The sequence below is a fragment of the Methanocaldococcus sp. FS406-22 genome, from assembly GCF_000025525.1.
In the GTDB taxonomy this organism is placed as follows: domain Archaea; phylum AGJL01; class Methanococci; order Methanococcales; family Methanocaldococcaceae; genus Methanocaldococcus.
Genome location: NC_013887.1, coordinates 614,903 through 636,060, shown reverse-complemented (window position 1 = coordinate 636,060; position 21,158 = coordinate 614,903). Strand labels below are relative to the sequence as shown.

Here is a 21,158-nt window from a genome sequence, read left to right as displayed (position 1 = left end):
TTTTACTAAATATTTTTAGCTATTTTTGTAGATTTTATAGATTGGAATTTATATGCTATTATCTAATTTTAGGATAGTTTTATATATTAGTTCAACCAAATGACTATATTGGTGATGTTATGGTTCAATTGAATGACTATATTTTAAACCATATTGCAAAAACTCCTTTAATACTTTCAAGGTATAACAAAGAGAGGAAAAGATTTGATTACAGCATATTAAAGGAGAAGGTCGATAAATACATTGAAAATGATAAAAAGGAGCTAATTATTTTGTATGGCTTAAGAGGCTTAGGAAAAACAACACTTTTATCTCAAATTTATCACTATGCAAGGTTAAAGATAGAACCTAATAAGGTTTTATACTTTTCAATGGATGAGCTAAAACTCAACGATATTAAGTTGTTTGACGCTCTAAAAGCTTATTCGGAAATTTTTGGCATCAATCTATATGATGACAAATTAATCCTATTGCTTGATGAGATTCAGTATGAAAAACATTGGGATTTGGTCTTAAAAAACCTCTATGATACCACTAATATATTTATAATAGCCACTGGCTCTTCTGCCGTAAAGCTTAAAGAAAGCTCAGATTTGGCAAGGAGGGCATTACATAAGCCTATCCATCCAATGACATTTAGAGAGTATCTTTATTTGACAAAGAATATTAAAATTGAAAGCCTATTTGAGGATGTAATTTTAAATAACAATTTGGATGAATTTAAAAAAGTTTATGCCAAAGTTTATTCTCAAATTTTGGATGAAGATGTTAAAAAATATCTAAGAATTGGCTCTCTACCTTTTGCATTGGAGGATGATGAGTTGGATGTCTATGAGAAGATATACACCATGTTAGAGAGGATTATCTATAAGGATGTTAGGGAAGTGAGAGAGTTTGACATGGAAACGTTAGATAAAGCTTTTAAATTGCTATATTTGTTGGCTAATCCAAAGGGAGAGAGATACAGCTATGAGAGTTTAGCCAATACATTGCAAATTGCAAAAGGGACTTTAATAAACCTAATTGATGTTTTAGAAAAGTGTGAGTTGCTATTTAAAATCTATCCCTATGGCTCAATAGATAAGAAAGTTAGAAAGTCCCAAAAGATAAAATTCCTTCCAGTTCCAATAAAAACAGCATTATGGCATAAAATGGGGATTGTAATAGATGATGTGTGCTACGGTTCTTTATTGGAGGACGTTGTAGCATTCTACCTATACTTGTTTTGTAAAAAGAAAGGCTATAGCTTAAGTTATGAGCCAAAAAAAGGAGGAGCTGATTTTATACTACTATCTCCATACATGGAAAAGATTGTTATTGAGGTTAGTTTAAATAAAAAACAATCAAAACAAGTTTTAAAGAGCATGGAGAGAGTTAAAGCCTCAAAAGGAATAGTTATTGGCAATGAGCTAAAAGTTGAGGACAATATATTGCACATCCCTTGGAAAGGATTTTTATTGTTGATTTAAAATGTCGGTTATATTTTTAAAGCCCTCTTCTTCATTAATAACTCTTCCTCTAACCTCTCTCAAAATCCTTTGAATTGTAAATTTGTATCCCTTATTGTGTCGATGATAAATTTTTAATAAAGGGCAACCATAGCCCATTCTCAACTCAATACCATTGTTTTTTAATATTTCCCTCTCTTCATCCTTTGTTAATGCAAAAAAAGACGGCAAATTAAATCTAAAAATCTCATCCTCCTTATATAAAGCCAAATATCCAAAAGCCAGCAAATCACCAAATATAACAAATTCAGCATCGATGCTTTTAGCATAATTTATAATTGCATTTTCAATAACTTTATGACATCTACCACAAGGATGAAATCTACCATTAACAACTCCTTCATAGACCTCTTCTAAATCAATATCAATAAATTCTAAATCTACTCCAATCTTCTTAGCTACATTTTTGGCAGTTTCTTTCATTTCATCTGTCATAATATACTTTGAATAGCAAGAAACTGCCTTCACATTAAAAATATGCTTTGCTATTATTGTAGAGGTTGAGCTATCAACTCCTCCACTGAATGCAACAACTGCAGAAGGTTTTTTATCAATGGAGATTTTATAAAACTCTCTATCTCCATGTAATCTTTTTAAAAGCATGCATTTTAAGGCCTCTTTAAGCTCTATATCAATATCTAACTTATTTAAAATTTCTAAGGAGTTTTTTATCCTCAATTCTTTAAGTTTTTGATTTACTTTTTCCTCTATAAATTTTTCAAACTCCATAGCTTAACCCTTCAAAATATTTCTTTTATCCAACACGTTATAAATCCTAGGTATAATTTAGAGCTTTCAGCCCCAATTAATGTCCCACTAAGATAGGTAAAAATGATTATCCTCAAATATTTCGTTTATCCAACACATTATGGATTATAGTTATACAGTGATTTGCATGCAACTCCAATGGTGATAAAGAGATTTTTTTAGCTTTAATCTCTTCTAAAAATCTCTCATCCTCCTCTCCAATGCCAATATGGTCTCCAAGTATAAAAACAGGATTTTCTATCTCAACGTTTTCAACATCCTCCCCATTTTTGTGTAAATAATAAATATTCTTCCCTTCCTCTAATCTCTCTAAAATTAAATCTCTAAATCCTAATCTCCTAACATAAATTCCAGGGGTTGATTGATTCCAGCTCTTTCTTTGCTCTTCATCAAGTTCTTCAAATTTTTTGAGGGCTTTTTTTATAAATATGGCTATATTTCTTTCATCTGGAGAGACCTTCTTCAATTCACTACCAACAAATTTTATGCAAACTGGCGGATTCGGCTGTCCATAGAGAACTGCGTAGAAGATGACATCTCTTCTTATATCATGAGATAAAAAGAAGGCATCACTTACACATCTGCAGAGCAAATCCAACCTTCCACAACTTCCGGGCAAATCTTTTAAATTTATATCTGAAGAAGTTATTGTTTTATTAGCTTTGAATATAAACTCTCTCATAGCATCCCTCTTTTCAATCTCTCAGGAATTGGGCTTCTTGGTATGTTATGATAAAGCTCTAAAGCAATATCTACAATATTTACACATCTATCTCCAAATCTCTCAATATCCTTTAAAAACATTCCAAATTGAACATAGAAGTTTAAATCCTCCCTCTTATTTTCTAAAACTTTGTTCAGCAATAGCTCAAGGTTTTTGTGTAATTGCTCTTCAAGCTCATGGATTTTTGTCTCTTTTCTTTTGCTTTTAACTACATCTATAGCCTCAGTTAGCATCTCTTTGAGAATATTAAATATAACTGCAACCTCATTCTCAATATCTTTATCTAATTTAAGCCCATGCACTATCTCCTCAGCAATGTTTGCTATATAATCTCCCAATCTTTCAAGGTTTGAAGCTATAGTGGCAAAGGCATTTGCATAAGCTCCAGGCAAGTATTTTAAGGCATTCATCCCTAAGAGCATTCTAATTTCTTCCTCCATTTTATTTAACGCATAGTCTTTGATAATTATATCCTCAGCCAATTTTTTATCGTTATTTTTTAAAGCAGTATAAACCAAGTCCAAGTTATTTAAAAGAGTTATCTCCATCTTTTCCAAGGTTGTTTTTATCTCCTTCATTAAAAGATTTTCATCAAACTGTAGGTTTATCTTGTGCAGTTTGCTCATATCCACAACATAAGGATGTTTAACAATCTTCTCATCAATCAACGGCTTTAAAAGCTTAGCAACATATCTCCTACTAATTCCAAGCTTTTCAGCTATTTCATCTTGTGTCTCTGGTTCTTCTTCAATGATAACCCTTATTATCCCAGCTAATGTGGCCTCTTTACCTCTCAACATATTATCCCATAAATTCATATTTTATGAATTATTATGCTTAGCTTTATATAAATAGTTTAAGGGTATTTTATAAATTCACAATCTCCATCGTAAATTCTTTTATATTTGAATTTCTCCAACTCTTTAAGCATAATTTCTTTGTTTTTATTGATTTCATCTATTAGCCTATGGATTTCTTTAATATCATCTTTAAATTTCTCTTTTGCTTCTTTTAATAGATTTTCAATTGTAGTTTTGACATATTGTTTTGTTTCTTCTGTTATATTTGGATGTATGTATCCTCCAGGTTTGCTATTTTTACAATAAAATCCTAATGTTTGATAATTACCATGCTTTCCACCATCTGAAAACTCTACCTTTCCATTACTCTCTCTTATTAAGTTATCTAAAAAGAACTCTAAGGTTGCATCCTTATAGAAAACTCCATGATGTTTATTTTCAATTTCTTTAGATTTTATCATGTTATTTATTTTTCTATAATGTAAAAGTTCAATTCCGTTTTCTTTAAGAAAATTTTCAACTTTATTTTTTAGTTCTTCAGTTAGCTCATATAGTATTTTACATGATTCTTTAAATTTTTTATGAGAAATTATTAATTCTTCAGAGGCATGATTTTCTAAAAAATCATTAAAAAGTATCTCTTCTTTTCTTTCAATAGCTAAACTTTGCCCCATATATATTGAATGAATTAAATAATGAAAAGGCCATGGAGGGTATTCTTTTTTAGGTTCTGATATTTTCTTTAACTCTTCAATCCATGGTATCACAACCTTTTTTCTCAACTCTTCAGTATGTTCTTTTCTTAATGATAAATCTCTATCTTTCCTAATTTCTCTAACTTGTAACGCAACATACACCATCATCGAAGCAGTGGCCAACCCTACTCCCGCATTTATTAAAATACTATCAATATCTTTTGGATTTCCTAAAAATTTGCTAATATACTCATTTCCAAATCCTAAAGATAGAGAAAATCCAAAAATAATCAATACAAATGAAAATAATCCAAAAAATAATGAGATAATCTCTAAAAATGTCCAAATTATAAACTTTCTCATTCAAATCCCTCCATTATTCACCAAAATTAACCATAGATGAAGCAAAATAAGGATTAGCTACAGCATGATTGTGCAAATATCCAGCTAAAACTCTGCCATTGAAAATTCCATCTAAGTTGTTAATAATTCCCCTCCCCCGTTCTATTTTATAGGCAAATCTCTCTTCATTTATATTAACAATCTTTGAGTAATGGAATTCATGCCCTTTAAACTTCAATCCCTTCCTTCCAATTAGGCAGTTTTCTAAAAACTCTGCCTTAACATAACTAAGCCCTTGGACATACTTTGTCATAACTGCAGAGCAGTTTAGCAAACCAACCATTGGCACATTGTCAATTGATTTTGTTAAATACATTAATCCTCCACATTCTCCATAAATATAGCCGTCAAACTCTCTAATGCTCTCAATCATCTCTTTATTTTTGCTCAACTCCTCTTTAAACAGCTCTGGATAACCTCCCCCAATATATAAGATATCTGCATCCGGAACTTCACTATCCTTTAATGGGCTGAAAAACTCTATCTTAGCTTTATTTTCTTTTAAAGCATCAAAGTTGTCCCAGTAGTAAAAGTTGAATGCTTCATCATAGGCAACAGCTATTTTTCTATAATTTTCATTAACTTCCCATAAAAAGACATCATCAATTTCTTCAAAATCCTCATCAGCTATTTCCACAATCTTATCCAAATCTAAATACTCCTCAACCAACTTTCCCCATAGCTTTACCTTATTCTTTATCTCCTCCAAGTTTTCTGGTGTTGGAACTAAGCCAAGATGCCTTCCTTCAACTTTAAAATCTTCATTCCTTGGGATGAAACCAATAATCTCAACATCTGGAAGATAATAACTCATTGCCTCCTTTAGCTTTTTTATATGTTTCTCACTCCTAACAAAATTGAAAATAACTCCCCTAATTTTCACATTATCAAAACTCATAAAGCCTTTTATTATTGCTATGGCACTTCTTGTTAAACTCTTTGCATTTACAAGTAAGATTATTGGAGCATCTAATGCCTTGGCAACACTTGCTGTACTGCCAATATCATCTATTGCAGATATTCCCTCATAAAGCCCTCTAACTCCTTCAATGATGCTTATATCCTTATCTTTTGAATGTTTTTGAAAAAGATATTTTATTTGCTCTTTATTCATAAAAAAAGAATCTAAATTCCTTGATTTATTTCCAGTGGCTATTGTGTGATAGGTTGGGTCTATGTAGTCAGGCCCAACTTTATATCCTTGGACGTTATATTTTTTTGACAAAGCTTTCATAATTCCAGTGGAAATAACTGTTTTTCCAACTTCACTTGATGTTCCGGCAAGCACAACCCTTTTCATAGCTATCTCCTACTTTTTATGTCTAAAATAATCTTTATTCATAATATGATATGATGTTAAAAAAAGGTTTATACGTTGTGAATTATATAACATTTACCATATACTTATCTAAGTGATATTAATGATTGGTTTATCAAATCTTGAAGTAGAGGAAAGAATAAAAAAATATGGATACAATGAACTTAAAGAAAAGAAAAAAGTTACATGGGCTAAAATTTTATTGAGACAGTTTTCCAATATTTTAGTTTGGATTCTCTTTGCAGCATCTATTATATCATTTTTTATTGGAGAGGTTTTAAATTTTTGGGTTATCATTTTTCTTCTATTTTTTATTATATTTTTAGGGTTTATTCAAGAGTATAAAGCAGAGAGTGCAATGGAATCATTGAAAAAAATTGTCCAACCAACAACAAGAGTTATAAGAGATGGGAAGGTAAGAAAAATTCCAAGTAGAGAAGTGGTTCCAGGAGATTTACTAATTTTGGAAATGGGAGATAAAATCCCCGCAGATGCAGAGGTTACTGAAGCAATTAATTTAAAAGTTGATGAATCAATTCTAACTGGAGAAAGTAAAGCAATAGAGAAGAAGAAAGGAGATTTAATTTTTGCAGGGACACAGATAGTTCATGGAAAGTGTAAAGCTATAGTAGTGGCAACAGGCATGAATACAAAATTGGGAAAGATAGCAGGAATGATTCAAGATATAGAAGAAAAAACACCACTACAAGAAAAAATAACAAAGTTAGGAAAGATTTTAGCATTAATAGCCTTAATTGCTTGTGCGATTATATTCATTTTTGGAGTTGTTAAAGGAATTCCAGTAGTTGAGATTTTAGTAGTTGCTTTAGCGTTGGCAGTTGCTGCTGTCCCTGAAGGATTGCCATTGGCTTTAACTTTAACTTTATCCATTGGCATGCACCGCATGGCAAAGCAAAACGCTATAATAAGAAAATTACTTGCAGTTGAGACTCTTGGCTCAGTAACAGTAATTTGCGCGGACAAAACTGGCACAATAACAAAAAATGAGATGACAGTTGAGAAGATTTTTGTTGATGACAAGATTTTCGATGTAACTGGAGTTGGTTATGAGCCAAAAGGGAAATTTCTTTATAATGGGGAGGAAGTTGATATTAATAAAGAGGAAAATTTAATTTTGTTGTTAAAAGCGGTTGCTTTATGTAATAATTCTGTTCTTGAAGAAAAGGAGGGAAAGTGGGGGATTATTGGAGACCCAACAGAAGGGGCATTAATTGTTGTAGCAACAAAGGCAAATTTATGGAAGGAAGATTTGGAAAAAGAATATCCAAGAGTAGGGGAGGTTATCTTTACCTCTGAAAGGAAGATGATGACAACCATACATAAAAAAGATGGGAAACTTTTAATTTTCTCAAAAGGGGCTCCAGAGGTTATTTTAAAAAAATGCAAATTCATAAAGAAAAAAGATAGAATAGAGGAAATTAATGAGGATGAAAAAGCAAAGATATTGAAAATAAATAAAGATTTTGCAAGCTCTGCATTTCGTGTTCTTGGTGTTGCATATAAAGAAGCATCTGAAATAACTCCAAAGAATATTGAAGAAAATTTAGTTTTTTTAGGCTTAATTGCTATGATAGACCCGCCAAGGGAGGGTGTAAAAGAAGCAATAGAAGCATGTAAGAGGGGAAAGATAAGGGTTATTATGGTTACTGGAGATAACGAAGAGACGGCAAAAGCAATAGCAAAGAAAATTGGACTATTTGAAGAGAATAAAAAAACAATAAATAATAAAAAACTTAAAAAATTTTTAGAAAAAGGTGTTATGACTGGAAGTGAATTAGATAGGCTAAGTGATGAGGAATTAAAGAGTATTGTTGAAGATATTATTGTCTATGCAAGAGTAGTTCCAGAGCAAAAGTTGAGAATTGTCAATGCATTAAAGAAGAAGGGGCATATAGTGGCAATGACGGGAGATGGTGTTAATGATGCCCCCGCATTAAAGAATGCGGATATTGGTATAGCAATGGGCATTAAAGGAACTGATGTGGCGAGAGAAGCAAGCGACATGATTTTGCAAGATGATAACTTTGCTACAATAGTTGAAGCAATTAAAAATGGTAGGGCAATATATGAAAATATTGAAAAATTCACTTGCTATCTTATCTCAAGGAACTTCACAGAAGTAATCCTTATAGGATTAGGCATAATTTTGTTAGGATTTGAATTTTTGCCATTATTACCATTACAAATTTTGTTCATAAATATGTTTGATGAGGAAATGCCTGCAATAGCATTAGGTTTAGACCCTGCAAGAGAAGATATTATGAACAAACCACCAAGAAAAGTGAGGAGGGGAATATTAACAAGGAGAAATTCCATTTTAGTTTTTAGTTTGGCTCTATTCATGGCAACAGTGGCTTTTTTGATATTCATTATATCTAATCCAACAGACAATATAGAAAAAGCAAGGACAATGGTTTTTGTAACTATAGCGGGCATGGTAGTATTTAATACCTTCAACTTCAGGTCTTTAGAGGAATCCATATTCAAAATCGGTATTTTTGAAAATAAATTGCTAATATTATCATCTATAATTATTGCTTTAACAACATTATGTGTTATATATATTCCCTTTCTACAAGAGGTTTTTGAATTTGCTCCTTTAAATTTAAAAGAATGGATTATTTGTTTAGTGGGAGCATTTTCAACATCTATCTTTATGGAAATAATAAAATTATTCATGAAAAAGAAGGTTAAATTATTTTCCCATTAACGCCATTTTAGCCAATAAAGCACTTAATTGAATTCGTTCGTTAGCCCCTTCAACTATTCTAAAGTCAGTTTCACCAATAGCATCTGCCAACTCAACTTTCTTCCTCTCATCAATATCTAAGCTATTTATTTCCCTAAACATCTGGTTTAATATATCCTCCCCACTCATTCCCCACTCAACCATAAGCTTATACAATAAATCCCTTGCCTCTATAAACTTTCCATCTAAAGCCAATTGCATCATCTTCTTAACTTCTTCTGGTCTTGCTCTTGATGAAACCTTATAAACAATCTCATCATCTATAACATCACTTAAAGCTGCTGCTGTTTGTAAAACATTTATTGCCTTTCTCATATCTCCTTCAGAGACATAAATTATAGCCTCTAAACCACTTTCAGTTAAATTCAATCCCTCTTTCTCAGCAATCTCTTTTAGCTTTTTAGCAATATCTTCTTTCTTTAATGGTGAAAACCTAAAGACAGCACATCTTGATTGAATTGGAGGGATAATACGGCTTGGATAATTGCAACTCAAGATAAATCTACAAACATCTGAATATTTCTCCATTGTTCTTCTTAAAGCGTTCTGTGCATCTGCAGTTAATGCATCACTTTCATCTAAGAATATAATCTTAAACGGCACGTCTCCAATTGGCTTAGTTCTTGCAAAATCTTTTACTTTTGTCCTAATAACATCTATACCTCTTTCATCTGACGCGTTAAGCTCTAAAAAGTTGTCTCTCCAGTTTTCTCCAAATAAATCTCTTGCTAAACACAAAGCAGCGGTTGTATTATGCAATACAGTTGGTAGATTGCCACCAATGAAGTTATGGTATTTTGGAACATGCAAGTCATAAATTATAAAGTCTCCATTCAATTGTTCAATTTCAACAATTTCATCCCAATAGATTTCATTTGAAGCTAAGAATAACACATAGTTAATGCTATCCATTAGTTTTTCATCATTAAGAATATCTCTTACAAGTTTAAGTTCAACCTTTCTAATTTCTTCAAGTTTTTCAATCTCTTGTGTATTGGTTTCTAAATAAATTCTTACACTTGAGTTCCACATATTAAGCATTTTTCCAATTTCTGCATAGCTTGAATACTTTTTAGCAAAGATTCTCATTGCATCAATTGTTTTTTCAATATTTTTGCCAAGAGCATTGGCGATTTTTATATAGTTCTTTAAACTTGGTTTTCTTTTACCTTTTATGTATTCTAAAATCCTATCACTTCTTATTCCAGTTTTTTCTGCAATTTCTTTTCTTCTTTCTGTAACTTCATTCCAATCAATTAATATACTGCCTTCTAATGCTGTTTCAATTTCTTTTAGCTCTTCCAATCTACAATGTATTTCTTTTAAAACTTCCCATGCAATTTTCTTACATTTATTGTAGCTCCAATTGTCTTTTTCAATATCCCTTGTTAATTTGACCTTTAATCTATCTCTTATATATCTTATTTTCTCTTTGTCAATAGTTACAACATCTAAGTTTGGATTTTCGTCTTTTATGATTTCTAATAACTTTTCAAGTTTTCTTTCTTGGCTAAATCCAATGTTATCCAAGAATGCCTTTAAGTTTGAAGAGTTTGATATGACTATATGATAATACGTTTTATTATTGTTTTTATTTACTTTTTCCCTTAATTTTGCAATTATCCCAAACCTTGATAGGGCATAAACTAAATCCTCTGCCATCTCTTTACTTGCAGTTGATAGAACTACTGAATGTTTCTCAACTCCACCATCACAATCGAAGTATGCTCTTAAGAATGATTTCAATGCATTGCTTCCCATTATTTCTTTTGGAATTCTAACTTTATCTGCCTTCTTTCCTCTTAAACCAAGTTTATCAATAAATTCTATAGCCTCTTTCGAATTAACATAAATATCTGGCGTTCTATCTTTATGGATTCTTTCTTTTATTTTTGCATCTTTAAACAACTTTTCAGTAAGTTCAGCAAATCTTCTTCTAAGTTTTTCATCACTGTTTGTGAAAGTTATTTTATTATATTTACTATCTGCATGTCCATCTCCTATGAAATATCCAAGCCACTCTGCTAATTCTTCATTATATTCGGTTTCTTCAAATAATATGTATCTTGGTGTTGCTAACTTATCTCCAACCTTTAAATTTTCTGCTTTCTCCCATTTTATTTCTCCATTTTTGTTGTTTATTAATAGAGGATGATAGGTAGTTACCTTTAACTCTCTACCCATTTTAGTTTTTATTTTTATTAAGGTATTGGTTTTGTCTTTATAAACATACTGCACATCAAACTCTCTAACTTTTCCATATTCATCAATTCCTAAAACTTTTATATTATTGACTAAAGTTGCTCCAAACTTTCCATTGCTTATTTCTTCAACAACTTCTCCAATCTCTCTAATCTCTCCATTTATAATAACCTTTGTATCTCCTGTTAAGCACTTTCCAACTCCCGGAGGCCCACTGAATAATAAATGCGGCATACTCTTTTTTTCAACGTATTTCTTTAATCTCTTTACTATTTCATCCTGTCCTACAATATCATCTAATGTTTTTGGTCTATACTTCTCTACCCATGGTTTGTCCATCTTATCACCAAAAAGTTTTTATTTTAGGGCATAATCCAATATCTCTCCAAACCTTGATTTAACAATATCTCTCTTTCCTAAAACCTTTGCGTGGGCATCTAACTCAACAATTGCATAATCATAAATCTCTTTTATTGGATGATAGGTTCTTGGCCCGTCACTTATAGCTATTTTTACAACATCTTTATTTAGTTTCTCAATAGGCAGGGCATGAGGCACACCAGAGACAACAACAGCATCAACATCTAAATCTTTTAATATTTCAACCGCTTTATCCCCAGTTATTGGATATTCATCCAACCCTCCCGTAATATAATCTGCCTTAAATCTATTTAATATATTTTTTGCATCTCTTCTTATCTTTGGAAGTCCCTTATTTATATCTAAATTAGCTATATTCACACAGTTAAAGTATTTATTTAAAACAATTAAAGGATGAGCAAATAAATAGGCTGTTTCTTTTTTGGCATTCAATATACATGCAATTTTCCCATCTTTTTCTTTTAAATCCTTCAAAATCTTTATAACCTCATTTATATCATCATCATAGGTTGGCTTTATATACTCTTTCTTTGCCATTCCTCTTCTTTTCTCAACTTCTGTAGCTTTTTTTAATAAAAATTTCTGCCTTTCAAACTCTTTCTCATCAATTATTCCTAATTTTAAGGCAGATTCCATTGCTTTTATTGCCCCTATTGTGTTATCTCCACTACCACTATGCACTTCAACTGGAATAATTATTGCCCTTTCATCATCCACAAATTCCCACAAATCTTCCCCAATAATCATACTCGCACAAGTCCCAACAATACCAATCATTGGCTTCTCTTTCTTTAACTCATTTTTTAAATATTCAATTGCATAATCTAAAGCTCTCTTTAAATTCTCCGAAGCTCCAAAGACGATGGCATTTTCATCAATATTGCTTGTGAATACTCTAACTCCATCTAACTCCAATAATCTTGCTGTTCTAAAGCAACAACCACTCGGTCCATGCAAAATTATAGCATCAACACCTAAATCCCTAAGTTGATACATAGCAGCAGCTATTGGTGAAGGCCTTGGATGAAATATCATTTACCCACCTCAATATCAATTCATTCATTAATTTTGTTGGATAACCAAAACCACACAATATTTATTTTATTGCTTACAATATCTTTTAAGATTGATTATAAAATAATAATTGGTGAGAGATAAAATGGGCAAAAAAATTATTGGATTGCTGGATGGAGATAGAGTCATAGTTTTTGACAAAAATGGGATATCTAAGTTATCAGCAAGGCATTATGGAAATGTTGAAGGAAATTTTTTATCATTATCTTTGGTTGAAGCCCTCTATTTAGTAAATTTAGGATGGTTAGAAGTTAAAAACAAAGACAGCAAGATAATGAGTTTTGAAGAGCTATATGAATATGCAAAAAATATTGAAGAGAGACTCTGCTTAAAATATTTAGTTTATAAAGATTTAAGAACAAGAGGTTACATAGTAAAAACCGGCCTAAAATATGGGGCTGATTTTAGGCTCTATGAGAGAGGAGCCAACATAGATAAAGAACACTCTGTTTATTTGGTTAAGGTATTTACTGAAGATAGCTCTTTTCTATTAAGTGAGCTAACTGGATTTGTTAGAGTGGCTCATTCAGTTAGAAAAAAATTACTCATAGCAATAGTTGATGCAGATGGAGACATTGTCTATTATAACATGGCTTATGTAAAACCATAAATTAAAAATTTTGGGGGGATATAATGATTTTAAAGCCAGAAAATGAAAGAAAGCTGATAATTGATGTTTTAAAGAAATTTGGTGTTCCAGAGGAAGATGCTAAAATAACTGCAGATGTTTTTGTTGATGCTGATTTGAAAGGCTTCACTTCCCATGGAATTGGGAGGTTTCCACATTACATAACTGCCTTAAAATTAGGAAACATAAATCCAAAGTCAGATATAAAAATAGTTAAAGAAAGCACTGCTACAGCAGTTGTAGATGGTGATTTTGGCTTAGGGCAAGTTATTGGAAAAAAAGCTATGGAATTAGCTATAGAAAAAGCAAAAAATGTTGGAGTTGGAGTTGTTGCTACAAAAAATGCTAATCACTTTGGTATTGCTGGCTATTATTCAGAGTTGGCTATGAATCAAGATATGATTGGAATAACAATAACAAACACAGAACCAGCTATGGCTCCTTTTGGAGGAAAAGAGAAAATTTTAGGAACAAATCCAATAGCCATAGCATTTAAAGGGAATAAGTATAAATTTTCCTTAGATATGGCAACTGCATCAATAGCGAGAGGAAAGATTTTAGAGGCGTTAAGAAAAAAAATAAAGATTCCAGAAGGTTGTGCAGTAGATAAAGATGGAAAACCAACAACAGACCCTGCTAAGGCATTAGAAGGATGTATATTACCATTTGGAGGGCCTAAGGGTTATGGATTGGCATTAGCTATTGAGATGTTATCTGCTATTGGTGGGGCTGAGGTTGGAACTAAAGTGAAAGGAACTGCTAATCCAAAAGAAAGATGCACTAAAGGAGATTTATTTATAGCTATAAATCCAGAATTCTTTATGGGGAGGGAGAAATTTAAAGAAAAAGTTGATGAGTTGTTAGAAGAGATTAAGACTTCAGAACCAGCTGAAGGATTTGAGATACTAATCCCTGGAGAAATAGAGGAGAGAAATAAAGCCAAAAGGAAAGATGGATTTGAAATTGATGAAAACTTATACAATCAACTAAAAGAAATTTGTAATGAGTTGGGATTAAATATTGAAGAGTATATTGAATAAATAAAAATAGACGGTGAAATAATGCTAATAAAAGATATTATGAAAAAACCCATTGTGGTTTATGAAGATGATGATTTAATCGATGTAATAAAATTATTTAGGGAAAATAAGATAAGTGGGGCTCCAGTTTTAAATAAAGATGGAAAATTAGTTGGGATAATATCAGAGAGTGACATAGTTAAAACCATTGTTACACATAATGAAGATTTAAATCTCATTTTGCCATCACCATTAGATTTGATTGAATTGCCTTTAAGAACAGCTTTAAAGATAGAAGAATTTATGGAAGATTTAAAAAATGCATTAAAAACAAAGGTTAGAGATGTAATGACAAGAAAAGTTATTGTTGCTAAGCCAGATATGACAATTAACGATGCAGCAAAGTTGATGGTTGAAAATAACATTAAAAGATTACCAGTAGTTGATGATGAAGGAAATTTAATTGGTATTGTTACAAGAGGGGATTTAATAGAAGCATTAATTTAAGTGGGACTTTCGCAGCTTATATATCTACTTTGGAACTTAGACATCTAAAGGATGTCCATAAGCAATAAAACATTTATTCCTGCTAAAGTTCTACCAAACTTTTTATTTTTTTGTTGTAAATATTATAATTTATAGAACATCGGATTATTTGTTATTTCTTTAAAACCTAATAATGGTGGGATATTATGATAATTCAAACACCATCAAGAATCCACATGGGGCTTATAGATTTAAACGGTTCAATTGGGAGGGTAGATGGAGGCATTGGCATGGCTTTAGAAGAACCAAATATAAAAATTGAGGGAAAAGAAAGCGATGAAATAAATATTGAGTTTGATAAAAAATTGATTGAGAAATTTGGGGAGAATTATATAGAATCTATTAGAGATAGAGTGTATAACACTGCTATCAAAGTTTTAGATGTTGTTGGTGGAGAAGGGGTTGATTTAAAAATTCTCTCTCTATTTCCAGCTCATTCTGGTCTTGGTAGTGGAACACAGCTATCTTTGGCGGCGGGGAAATTAATATCTACGATATACAATAAAGAAATGAGTGGATATGAGATAGCCAAAATTACTGGAAGGGGGGGGACTTCTGGTATTGGAATAGGAGCTTTTGAATTTGGAGGATTTTTAATTGATGGAGGGCATAGTTTTGGTAAAGGTAAAGATAAAGAGGATTTTAGACCTTCATCTGCATCAAAAGGTGTTAAACCAGCTCCAATAATATTTAGACATGATTTTGATTGGGAAATTATATTAATAATACCAAAAGGAGAACACGTCTATGGAAAAAAAGAGATAGACATATTTAAAAAATACTGCCCAGTTCCTTTAAATGAAGTTGAGAAAATCTGCCATCTCGTATTGATGAAGATGATGCCAGCGGTGGTTGAGAAAAATTTTAATGATTTTGGAGAAGTGGTTAATAAACTTCAATATTTAGGCTTTAAAAAAGTTGAACTTTCTTTACAATCACAGATTGTAAAGGATTTAATTAATGAATTGCATAAAGATGTTTATGCAGGACTTTCAAGCTTTGGCCCAACAATTTATGCCTTTGGGGATAAAAAATTAATCGTTGAAAAAGTTAATGAAGTTTTTGAGAAACATGGGATTTATGGAGATATAATTATAACTAAAGCAAATAATGTGGGGCATAAGATGTGGTGATTCATAATGAATTTATTTAAGAAAATTAGTGAAAAACTTAAATCCTATGAGGATTGGGTTACTGAGGCTAATTATTACTTAGATGAAGGAATATATGACAAAGCAGTTGAATGCTACTTAAAAGCATTAGAAAAGAAAAATAACAACCCTATTGATTGGTTTAATCTTGCCTATGCACTCTATCATTTACAAAAATATGACTCTGCACTTGAAGCAATAAATGAGGCATTAAAAATATCTCCATCAAACGTATATTTTGCATATCTTAAAGGACTCATACACTATAAACGAGGAGAGATACTTGTAGCATACAAATATCTTAAAAATGCATCTGAAAAGATTAAAAACGATGAATTATTTGAAATTTTAGGGGATATATCTGTTAAGTATGGTAGATATGAAGAGGCTTTGAAATACTATTTAAAATCATATAAAATAAATTCAAAAAATCTTAATGCATTATTTAAGGCGGGGAAAGTTTATCTACTGTTTGGGGACATTGATAAAGCATACGATACCTTTAACAAAATATTGAAAGAAAATCCAAATCATGAATGTAAAAAAATCGTTGAATGTATGGAAAAAGTTGTAGATGCTATAAACTCTTACGAAGATTTAAATAATGGACTTACAATGATAAAAAAGAAAGATTACATTAATGCATTAAAAATCTTCAATAAGGTGCTTCAGATAGATGAAAATTCTGATATATCCTACTATTACAAAAGTGTAATTGCAGAAATCTTTGAAGAATATAAAAAAGCCCTCGAGTATATTGATAAATCGATATCAATATTCAATAGGAGTCTATATTACGCAAAAAAAGGAGATATACTATACAAGCTTGGAGATGAAGATGGAGCTATAGAAGCATATAATAAGGCAATTAAGCTAAATCCACAAAATCCGTATGCGTATTTTGGATTGGCCATACTCTATTATAGAAAAGGAGAATTGGAAAAATCCTCAAACTTTTTTGATAAGGTTTTAGAAACATACCTTGAAGAGCTTTCAGAGGAAGATATTAGCATACTCAACCTATACTCTTTAATTGGAAAAGCTGAGACAACAGGAATCTCAAGATACTATTACGAAGCCATGAAATATGTAGATAATTTAATAAATATGGAAAATAGCAGTAGATGGTGGTATGTCAAAGGATATATTTATTACAAGTTAGGCAATTACAAAGATGCATACGAATCTTTTATAAATGCTTTAAGGGTGAATCCAAAAGATATTGACACATTGAAATCTCTCGCAATAGTTCTTGAAAAATCTGGAAAAATTGATGAGGCAATAACAACATACACAAAGATTTTGAAAATCGTTAATTCTCTACAATTTACATGTGAAATTGACAATATATTGGAAAAATTAAGAAACGGAAAACCTACGAATCTTGAGATACAGTCAGTTCTGTTCGATATTCCTGTGATGTATCACAAACCGAATATTACTTGTTTCTATGCATCAAACCTATGGAAGTACATGGTAAACAACAATCCCATTGGAGCATATATCTATTTATCTTTTATCGAATCATACATAAGCTTAGATGAAATATCCCAGATGGTTAATGATATAAAGTCTAAGTTATCATTCGAGATGTACAGATACTGCGAATTACTTGATGACTATAAATCTGACGAGAGCGTTTTAATGCAAATAAAAGAACTTCTCCAAAAACTTGGGTGTATGCTATGAAGGTTGTAGGAAAAACTACAACAACACATTTCACTTTCGAATCCCTTGAAAAGATAAGATTTGGAGAGTATGTAATTGCAAAAAATGTTGATAACAAGGAGGTATTAGGGGTTATTAAAAATGTAGTTGCAGATATTGAGAAATTTGTTGGTGAAGTTAAAGTCATTGGTGTACTGGAAGGAAATAAAATAATCCCAAACAGAACACCAATACTCCCGAACAGTGAGGTTAGATTGTGTGATGATGAGACACTAACTAACCTATATCTAACTCCAGACGGGTTGAACATAGGCCATTTGCTGACAAGAGATAATGTTAGGGTTTATTTAGATACAAATAAACTCGTATCAAGACATTTTGCTATACTCTCTATAACTGGGGGAGGTAAGTCGAATACTGTATCTGTTTTATGTAGAGAACTTGCAAAGAAAAATGGAACTGTAATAATGATAGACCCTCATGGGGAATACACTTCCTTATATCATGAAGACCTGGAGGGGAAAATAAAGGTAATAAATCCAACAATAAACCCTGTTTTATTAACTCCAAGTGAATTTGCTAATTTAATTGGGATAGGGGATAATGAGATAGAAAAGAGAGTTTATATAGAATTTGCATACCATACTGTAAAACATGAATATCCAGATGCTAAAGGGATTGAGTTTATTGAAAAAATAGAAAATATACTCTATGAGTGGAGTAAGATAGCATCAGTTGGCTGGGAAATTAAATATTACAACCCGTTAAGAAGAAATTACGATAGAAGAAAATTAGAAAAGGAAGATTTCGTTATATTAATGTCTCTCATTGATATTATTAGCAAATTTAAATTAGAGTATGCACTAAATATTGGGGATAAAGATGTAATCGAAGAATTTGAAATTGGAAAAATAAACATCGTTAATTTAAGCGGATTGGAGATTCCTCAAATGGTAACTTTTGTTGGTTTTATAGCCAAACATCTTTTTTCAAAAAGGATATCATACTTAAAATCATTAAAAGATGTATATAGTATTAATGAGGAAATTAGAAGAGTTGCACAGTCAAACTTAGACATTATTGAATCACACTACAAAGTAGTAACAAAACCTATGCTGTTAATTGTGGAAGAAGCCCATATCTTTATTCCAATAAACGAGAGTAATTCAGCAAGCTTATGGTTGGGGAAAATAGCAAGAGAGGGTAGGAAATTTGGTGTTGGCTTAGGTTTAGTATCTCAAAGGCCTAAGCAATTACATCCAGATGTTTTATCTCAAACGAACACTAAGATAATTTTAAGAATAGTCGAACCAGAAGACCAAAAATATATTCAAAGGGCTTCAGAAGAGTTAGGTGAAGATTTAGCAAAGGATTTAGCTTCTTTAGGTATTGGAGAAGCGATTATAGTAGGAAATGCGATATCTCTACCATCAATAGTTAAAATTGATAAATTTGATGGGGTATATGGAGGAAAGGATATAAATATAGTTGGAGAGTGGATGGGTTTAGATGATTGGTAATGTAGAAAAAATCAAAATAATACTAAACTCCTCAATTGGTGATTTTAATGGATATAAACGAGACAATTAAAAAACTAAACCTAAAATTCAGAGAACCATAGGGCTTCGCCCTATTGGGATACCCAGGATGCACTGCCTCGCTACGCTCGGCAGTGCCTCTTAAAATTACCCAGATAATTGGTGATTTTAATGGACATAGATGGAATAATTAAAAAATTAAACCTAAAATTTAGAAATATAGAAGGAGAGAGATTAATTTTAGCAATAACGTGTGATGAGAATAAAAATGTATTGATGGTTGCATTTATGAATGAGGAGGCATTAAAAAAGACATTAGAAACTGGATATATGCATTATTATTCAACAAGTAGGAAAAAATTGTGGAGAAAAGGTGAAGAAAGTGGAAATGTTCAAAAACTAATAAAATTTTATAGAGATTGTGATGGAGATGCTCTGTTATTTATAGTTGAACAGAAGGGAGTTGCATGTCATGAGGGTTATTATTCATGCTTCCATTATAAAATAGAGGATGGAGAACTAAAAATAACTGAAGAATACTATAGTGTTTTTCAAAATTCTTTAGAATAACCTTTTAGTAAAAGCTTAACCAAAACCTAACACCTCCTCGCTTACGCTCGAAGGTGTAAATTAAATTGGGGTATACCCACAGGACTTTCACAGTTTTTAGATTATTAAGGAATTTAGATGCTAATGGCATCAATATTCAATAAGAAAAATTATTCCTGTGAAAGTCCTGTGCCAATAGGGGCGTAGCCTCTATGGCTTCTGGAATAACTAAGGTATTAATGAACACCTTCTTAAAAGAAGGTGTTCAAATATTCCTAATTAATTTTAATAACTTTTGAAAAACACTATACTCTAAGAGATGAGAACATGGATTTAGAAAAATTTAGAGAGAAGGATATATCAAAAAAAGAGGCATTAGAGCTATTTGAAGATGATGAGATTATATTTGAGTTGTTTAAATTTGCAGATTCTTTAAGAAAGGAAGAAGTTGGTGATACTGTTACCTATGTTGTAAATAGAAATATAAACTTCACAAACATCTGTGTTGGAAACTGTAGATTCTGTGCATTCAGAGCTAACGAAAACGATAGTCATGCATATTTCTTAGATATTGATGAGATTGCTAAAAGGGCTGTGGAAGCAAAAAAATTTGGATGCACTGAGGTTTGTATTCAGGGAGGATTGCATCCAAAGATAGACACCTATTACCAGGCAGAAATTTTAAAGGCTGTGCATGAGGCAACAAAGCCGTATGGAGATATCCATATACATGCGTTCTCACCAATGGAGGTTTATTTTGGAGCTGAAAATGCTGGTTTAACTATTAAAGAAGCATTAAAGATTTTAAAGGAACATGGACTTAATAGTATGCCAGGAACTGCAGCAGAGATTTTGGATGATGAAATTAGGGCGGAGTTATGCCCAAACAAAATAAAAACAAAAGAATGGATCTATATTATTAAGGAGGCTCATAAATTAGGCATTCCTACAACTGCAACAATGATGTATGGGCATATTGATAGCTATAAGCACTGGGTTAATCATCTATTTATAATTAAGGAGATTCAGGAAGAGACAAACGGCTTTACTGAATTTGTTCCTCTCTCATTTATGCATAGATTTGCCCCAATTTATAAAGAGGGGAAAGCAAGAGCAGGAGCTACTGGTATTGAGGATTTGAAGGTTTTTGCTATTAGCAGAATAATATTTAAAGGATTGATAAAAAATATCCAGGCATCATGGGTTAAATTAGGAAAAAAGATGGTTCAGGTTGCTTTAAGATGTGGAGCTAATGATGTTGGTGGTACTTTAATAGAGGAGAATATATCAAGAAGTGCAGGAGCTGAGCATGGAGTTTATATGAGCGTTGAGGAAATTCGGGATATGATTAAAAGAGTTGGGTTAATTCCTAAGGAGAGAACTACTCTGTATAAAATTTTAGAGTGAGCAATTTATT

General features: G+C 31.6%; 17 protein-coding genes. 10 read left to right on the top strand and 7 right to left on the bottom strand.

Annotated features, from left to right (window positions below):
- Nucleotides 1-119 precede the first annotated feature (119 nt).
- On the top strand, nucleotides 120-1,469 hold the full coding sequence (locus tag MFS40622_RS03185) for an ATP-binding protein (protein WP_012980236.1): 1,350 nt from the start codon (nucleotides 120-122) through the stop codon (nucleotides 1,467-1,469).
- Here MFS40622_RS03185 and MFS40622_RS03180 read toward each other — a convergent pair.
- The 5 genes from MFS40622_RS03180 to cfbB form a co-directional block, all read right to left on the bottom strand.
- Complete coding sequence (locus tag MFS40622_RS03180; protein ID WP_012980235.1) at nucleotides 1,455-2,237, bottom strand: 7-cyano-7-deazaguanine synthase; 783 nt, start codon at nucleotides 2,235-2,237, stop codon at nucleotides 1,455-1,457. The two genes, MFS40622_RS03185 and MFS40622_RS03180, sit on opposite strands and share 15 nt — an antisense overlap.
- Nucleotides 2,238-2,349: 112 nt before the next feature.
- Nucleotides 2,350-2,958: a tRNA (pseudouridine(54)-N(1))-methyltransferase TrmY gene (gene trmY, locus MFS40622_RS03175; protein ID WP_012980234.1), complete on the bottom strand. Its 609-nt coding sequence runs from the start codon at nucleotides 2,956-2,958 to the stop codon at nucleotides 2,350-2,352.
- Nucleotides 2,955-3,800, bottom strand: a complete 846-nt coding sequence (locus MFS40622_RS03170) for a phosphate uptake regulator PhoU (protein WP_012980233.1) — start codon at nucleotides 3,798-3,800, stop codon at nucleotides 2,955-2,957. The genes trmY and MFS40622_RS03170 overlap by 4 nt, the downstream gene beginning before the upstream one ends.
- Before the next feature lie 56 nt (nucleotides 3,801-3,856).
- Complete coding sequence (locus MFS40622_RS03165; RefSeq protein WP_012980232.1) at nucleotides 3,857-4,858, bottom strand: hypothetical protein; 1,002 nt, start codon at nucleotides 4,856-4,858, stop codon at nucleotides 3,857-3,859.
- Between the two features lie 13 nt (nucleotides 4,859-4,871).
- The gene (gene cfbB / locus MFS40622_RS03160; protein WP_012980231.1) at nucleotides 4,872-6,197 is read right to left on the bottom strand and encodes a Ni-sirohydrochlorin a,c-diamide synthase; all 1,326 of its coding nucleotides are present in this window, start codon (nucleotides 6,195-6,197) and stop codon (nucleotides 4,872-4,874) included.
- 121 nt (nucleotides 6,198-6,318) lie between these two features.
- Between cfbB and MFS40622_RS03155 the strand changes: the two genes are divergently transcribed.
- Entirely contained in the window at nucleotides 6,319-8,946 is a 2,628-nt protein-coding gene (locus MFS40622_RS03155; RefSeq protein WP_012980230.1) for a cation-translocating P-type ATPase, read from the top strand.
- Here the strand turns inward: MFS40622_RS03155 and MFS40622_RS03150 are convergent.
- Nucleotides 8,932-11,526, bottom strand: coding sequence for a replication factor C small subunit (locus tag MFS40622_RS03150; protein ID WP_012980229.1), 2,595 nt, complete (start codon nucleotides 11,524-11,526; stop codon nucleotides 8,932-8,934). The genes MFS40622_RS03155 and MFS40622_RS03150 overlap by 15 nt on opposite strands.
- An 18-nt stretch (nucleotides 11,527-11,544) precedes the next feature.
- Nucleotides 11,545-12,603 carry a Ni-sirohydrochlorin a,c-diamide reductive cyclase catalytic subunit gene (gene cfbD / locus MFS40622_RS03145; protein ID WP_012980228.1) on the bottom strand — a complete coding sequence of 353 codons (1,059 nt, stop codon included), beginning with the start codon at nucleotides 12,601-12,603 and terminating at the stop codon, nucleotides 11,545-11,547.
- A gap of 124 nt (nucleotides 12,604-12,727) precedes the next feature.
- Here cfbD and endA point away from each other — a divergent pair, with 124 nt between their 5' ends.
- From endA to cofH, 8 genes are all read left to right on the top strand, one after another.
- Nucleotides 12,728-13,252 carry a tRNA-intron lyase gene (endA, locus tag MFS40622_RS03140; protein ID WP_012980227.1) on the top strand — a complete coding sequence of 175 codons (525 nt, stop codon included), beginning with the start codon at nucleotides 12,728-12,730 and terminating at the stop codon, nucleotides 13,250-13,252.
- A 23-nt stretch (nucleotides 13,253-13,275) separates the two neighbouring features.
- Complete coding sequence (gene comC, locus MFS40622_RS03135; RefSeq protein ID WP_012980226.1) at nucleotides 13,276-14,310, top strand: L-sulfolactate dehydrogenase; 1,035 nt, start codon at nucleotides 13,276-13,278, stop codon at nucleotides 14,308-14,310.
- A gap of 21 nt (nucleotides 14,311-14,331) precedes the next feature.
- On the top strand, nucleotides 14,332-14,796 hold the full coding sequence (locus MFS40622_RS03130) for a CBS domain-containing protein (protein WP_012980225.1): 465 nt from the start codon (nucleotides 14,332-14,334) through the stop codon (nucleotides 14,794-14,796).
- Between the two features lie 185 nt (nucleotides 14,797-14,981).
- Nucleotides 14,982-15,968, top strand: coding sequence for a beta-ribofuranosylaminobenzene 5'-phosphate synthase (locus MFS40622_RS03125; protein ID WP_012980224.1), 987 nt, complete (start codon nucleotides 14,982-14,984; stop codon nucleotides 15,966-15,968).
- Nucleotides 15,969-15,974: 6 nt separating this feature from the next.
- Entirely contained in the window at nucleotides 15,975-17,675 is a 1,701-nt protein-coding gene (locus MFS40622_RS03120; RefSeq protein WP_012980223.1) for a tetratricopeptide repeat protein, read from the top strand.
- A complete protein-coding gene (locus MFS40622_RS03115) occupies nucleotides 17,672-19,174 on the top strand; it encodes an ATP-binding protein (RefSeq protein WP_012980222.1) in 1,503 nt (500 codons plus the stop codon). Before MFS40622_RS03120 ends, MFS40622_RS03115 begins: the two co-directional genes overlap by 4 nt.
- Nucleotides 19,175-19,363: 189 nt before the next feature.
- Nucleotides 19,364-19,762 (top strand): phosphoribosyl-AMP cyclohydrolase, encoded by a 399-nt coding sequence (gene hisI / locus MFS40622_RS03110; RefSeq protein WP_012980221.1) that lies wholly within the window; start codon nucleotides 19,364-19,366, stop codon nucleotides 19,760-19,762.
- 306 nt (nucleotides 19,763-20,068) lie between these two features.
- A complete protein-coding gene (gene cofH / locus MFS40622_RS03105) occupies nucleotides 20,069-21,148 on the top strand; it encodes a 5-amino-6-(D-ribitylamino)uracil--L-tyrosine 4-hydroxyphenyl transferase CofH (RefSeq protein ID WP_012980220.1) in 1,080 nt (359 codons plus the stop codon).
- Nucleotides 21,149-21,158 lie beyond the last annotated feature (10 nt).

What these genes read in the sequence shown, in the direction of transcription:
- MFS40622_RS03185 (WP_012980236.1), top strand. Translation starts at nt 120, where the DNA reads ATGGTTCAATTGAATGACTATATTTTAAACCATATTGCAAAAACTCCT.
- MFS40622_RS03180 (WP_012980235.1), bottom strand. Translation starts at nt 2,237, where the DNA reads ATGGAGTTTGAAAAATTTATAGAGGAAAAAGTAAATCAAAAACTTAAA.
- trmY (WP_012980234.1), bottom strand. Translation starts at nt 2,958, where the DNA reads ATGAGAGAGTTTATATTCAAAGCTAATAAAACAATAACTTCTTCAGAT.
- MFS40622_RS03170 (WP_012980233.1), bottom strand. Translation starts at nt 3,800, where the DNA reads ATGTTGAGAGGTAAAGAGGCCACATTAGCTGGGATAATAAGGGTTATC.
- MFS40622_RS03165 (WP_012980232.1), bottom strand. Translation starts at nt 4,858, where the DNA reads ATGAGAAAGTTTATAATTTGGACATTTTTAGAGATTATCTCATTATTT.
- cfbB (WP_012980231.1), bottom strand. Translation starts at nt 6,197, where the DNA reads ATGAAAAGGGTTGTGCTTGCCGGAACATCAAGTGAAGTTGGAAAAACA.
- MFS40622_RS03155 (WP_012980230.1), top strand. Translation starts at nt 6,319, where the DNA reads ATGATTGGTTTATCAAATCTTGAAGTAGAGGAAAGAATAAAAAAATAT.
- MFS40622_RS03150 (WP_012980229.1), bottom strand. Translation starts at nt 11,526, where the DNA reads ATGGACAAACCATGGGTAGAGAAGTATAGACCAAAAACATTAGATGAT.
- cfbD (WP_012980228.1), bottom strand. Translation starts at nt 12,603, where the DNA reads ATGATATTTCATCCAAGGCCTTCACCAATAGCTGCTGCTATGTATCAA.
- endA (WP_012980227.1), top strand. Translation starts at nt 12,728, where the DNA reads ATGGGCAAAAAAATTATTGGATTGCTGGATGGAGATAGAGTCATAGTT.
- comC (WP_012980226.1), top strand. Translation starts at nt 13,276, where the DNA reads ATGATTTTAAAGCCAGAAAATGAAAGAAAGCTGATAATTGATGTTTTA.
- MFS40622_RS03130 (WP_012980225.1), top strand. Translation starts at nt 14,332, where the DNA reads ATGCTAATAAAAGATATTATGAAAAAACCCATTGTGGTTTATGAAGAT.
- MFS40622_RS03125 (WP_012980224.1), top strand. Translation starts at nt 14,982, where the DNA reads ATGATAATTCAAACACCATCAAGAATCCACATGGGGCTTATAGATTTA.
- MFS40622_RS03120 (WP_012980223.1), top strand. Translation starts at nt 15,975, where the DNA reads ATGAATTTATTTAAGAAAATTAGTGAAAAACTTAAATCCTATGAGGAT.
- MFS40622_RS03115 (WP_012980222.1), top strand. Translation starts at nt 17,672, where the DNA reads ATGAAGGTTGTAGGAAAAACTACAACAACACATTTCACTTTCGAATCC.
- hisI (WP_012980221.1), top strand. Translation starts at nt 19,364, where the DNA reads ATGGACATAGATGGAATAATTAAAAAATTAAACCTAAAATTTAGAAAT.
- cofH (WP_012980220.1), top strand. Translation starts at nt 20,069, where the DNA reads ATGGATTTAGAAAAATTTAGAGAGAAGGATATATCAAAAAAAGAGGCA.